Source organism: Methanomethylovorans sp. (genome assembly GCF_050177135.1).
Lineage (GTDB): Archaea > Halobacteriota > Methanosarcinia > Methanosarcinales > Methanosarcinaceae > Methanomethylovorans.
The window spans coordinates 6142-8475 of record NZ_JBFXHJ010000096.1 but is presented as its reverse complement, the minus strand read 5'-3'; the positions used below and the strand labels follow the sequence as shown (position 1 = coordinate 8475).

Below are 2334 nucleotides of genomic sequence, written 5' to 3'. Positions count from 1 at the left end.
GGTGCAATAGCCTTAGGAGGCAAATGGGCAGTCCTTGACCCGATAGCAGCGGTCATATTGAGCTTTTTCATATTCAAAGTGGCACTGGAGATCACGTACAGGAATGCCAATGAACTTACGGAAGCTGCCCTTGAAAAAGATGTCATTGAAGACATAGAGCACATTATTGTGTCCACTGAAGGCGTAAAAGACTTCCACAAGCTCAAAACAAGGAAGATAGGCAATAATATTGCCACTGATGTGCATATACAGGTAGATAAGCAACTAAGTCTTATAGAAGCCCACGATATCTGCACTGAAATAGAGAACAGATTACGTGAGAAGTACGGTAAAGAAACTATCCTTTACATTCATTGTGAACCCTACATCTGATCTGAGCTGCCGATTGATGATCAATCCGTGCAGACACATGGGTTTTTGCCGCACGTGGGACATGCAAGCGGATACTTTTCGAGGAAAGCAGTTTCAAGGTCCACATTGTAGAGGTTTGCCAGAGCGCCCACCCAGGCAAAACAATCCGCAAGCTCTTCCTTTATGTTCTCTGTATCGTGTCTGCGCACAGCTTCCGCGAGTTCGCCTATTTCTTCCACAAGCCATAACATGGTGGCAGTGGCACCACGCCTTCTATCGTTGTGTCCGTACAGATCGGACATGAACTGCTGGAATTCCTTGATCTCCAGAATAACACCACCCGAATTACAGCCTGACAGGGATATTCCTTTCCCTGAGGTATTCTTTCACATCCTGCACAGTATATTCCCCAAAGTGGAAGATACTTGCTGCAAGTGCAGCATCAGCCTTGCCTTTAGTGAAGCCTTCATATATGTGCTGCGGGTTGCCCACTCCACCAGAGGCTATCACAGGTATATCCAGTTCCTCGGAGAGCTTTCTGGTAATTGGAATATCGAATCCATCGTATGTACCATCCCTGTCCATGCTTGTCAACAGGATCTCACCTGAACCAAGTTCCTCTACTTTTTTTGCCCACTGTACTGCATCGATACCTGTAGGTTTCCTGCCCCCATAGATAACAACTTCGTACCATGCCGGAGTACCGTCCTCAAGCTCCAATATAACCTTATCCAGATTGTTGTCAATGTCCAGATTGCGTTTGCAATCAATGGCAGTAACAATGCACTGAGAACCAAATATCTGCGATGATTGCCGGATAAGGTCCGGATTTTTCACTGCCGCAGTGTTGATAGAAACCTTATCAGCACCCGCTCTGAGGATCTGCCGGATGTCCTCTATTGAATTGATACCACCTCCCACAGTAAGGGGAATGAAAACCTCATCAGCAGTCCTTTCTATGACATTGACCATAGTGCCTCTGCCCTCATGGGAAGCCGTAATATCAAGAAATACAAGTTCATCGGCGCCCTGTTCATTGTAGCGCTTGGCAAGTTCCACAGGGTCGCCTGCTTTCCTCAGGTCAACGAACTCAATACCTTTGACCACGGTGCCTCCGGCTTCGTCAAGTGTCACGTCAAGACAGGGTATGATCCTTTTTGTTAGCATGATGAATACTCATGGAAAACTCGTATTAATAGGTTATGAATCTTATTAATCCTCACACCAGGAGTACGGCTATAACACCGGCAAGGAAGACACCATCAAAAGTGCCCGCCCCGCCTATACTCACCACCGGCGCACCTATCTTTGTAATACCGCGCAGGTTGAGGAGATCCGCACCGACCAATGTGCCCAGGGTGCCGCCAGTGTATGCAATTATGAATATGAACTCATGATCTGCCGGAAAATGAGAGATTATTAGTATGGAGCTTAATGCTGCTACCAGTGGGGGTACCAGTGCAGGTGTCACTATACCCACACCTTTTACAGGACGTGCTACCATTTTAGTAATTGCTGCTACGATCATTATCCCATACAGCGAATAGGTTATCGCTCCTGGATATATATAAAGAAGGTAGACTGATACAAAAATTGGTATTACCGCCCCTCCTATGTTAACAGCCACTGTGGTCTTTCTGATAAAACTTTCCTTGAAAGGCACGCGGTATTTTACACCAAAGGCCCTGACGAAATTATCGTTAGGGATATGTACCTCCGTTTCCAGGGTCGTGAGAGGGACATTGATGTTGCTGCCAATCAGACAGAGGAAAAGAAGCAGGAATGCATCACCCCACGAAAAACCTAATTTTGCAAAAGCTGAACTTACAAGCCCGAAAAAGAGAAATGATACGACAACAGATAGCAGAAGCAACAGCACAAAGGTAAAGACCATTGTGAAAGGATTGTAGAATATCCTGTGCCTCATATAGAAGCATCAACTGGACACCATATAAGTTTTTCTAAACTTTTTTATCAGTAAAG

The 2334-nt window shown here is 45.6% G+C and carries 4 protein-coding genes; 1 reads left to right on the top strand and 3 read right to left on the bottom strand.

The annotated features are described in order from the left end of the window. Positions 1–372 (top strand): cation diffusion facilitator family transporter (locus tag AB7U21_RS08355; RefSeq protein ID WP_428388263.1); only part of this gene is annotated, 372 nt, incomplete at its 5' end. 20 nt (positions 373–392) lie between these two features. On the opposite strand, the gene AB7U21_RS08350 is transcribed toward AB7U21_RS08355, so the two are convergent. Genes AB7U21_RS08350 through AB7U21_RS08340 form a run of 3 tightly spaced genes read right to left on the bottom strand, consistent with a single transcriptional unit; the run spans position 393 to position 2278 of the window. After that, positions 393–680 (bottom strand): MazG nucleotide pyrophosphohydrolase domain-containing protein, encoded by a 288-nt coding sequence (locus AB7U21_RS08350; RefSeq protein ID WP_333786632.1) that lies wholly within the window; start codon positions 678–680, stop codon positions 393–395. A 16-nt stretch (positions 681–696) separates the two neighbouring features. After that, on the bottom strand, positions 697–1518 hold the full coding sequence (gene hisF, locus AB7U21_RS08345; protein WP_333786581.1) for an imidazole glycerol phosphate synthase subunit HisF: 822 nt from the start codon (positions 1516–1518) through the stop codon (positions 697–699). Between the two features lie 52 nt (positions 1519–1570). Further along, complete coding sequence (locus tag AB7U21_RS08340) at positions 1571–2278, bottom strand: DUF1614 domain-containing protein (protein WP_333786580.1); 708 nt, start codon at positions 2276–2278, stop codon at positions 1571–1573. Positions 2279–2334 lie beyond the last annotated feature (56 nt).

What these genes read in the sequence shown, in the direction of transcription:
- hisF (WP_333786581.1), bottom strand. Translation starts at nt 1,518, where the DNA reads ATGCTAACAAAAAGGATCATACCCTGTCTTGACGTGACACTTGACGAA.
- AB7U21_RS08340 (WP_333786580.1), bottom strand. Translation starts at nt 2,278, where the DNA reads ATGAGGCACAGGATATTCTACAATCCTTTCACAATGGTCTTTACCTTT.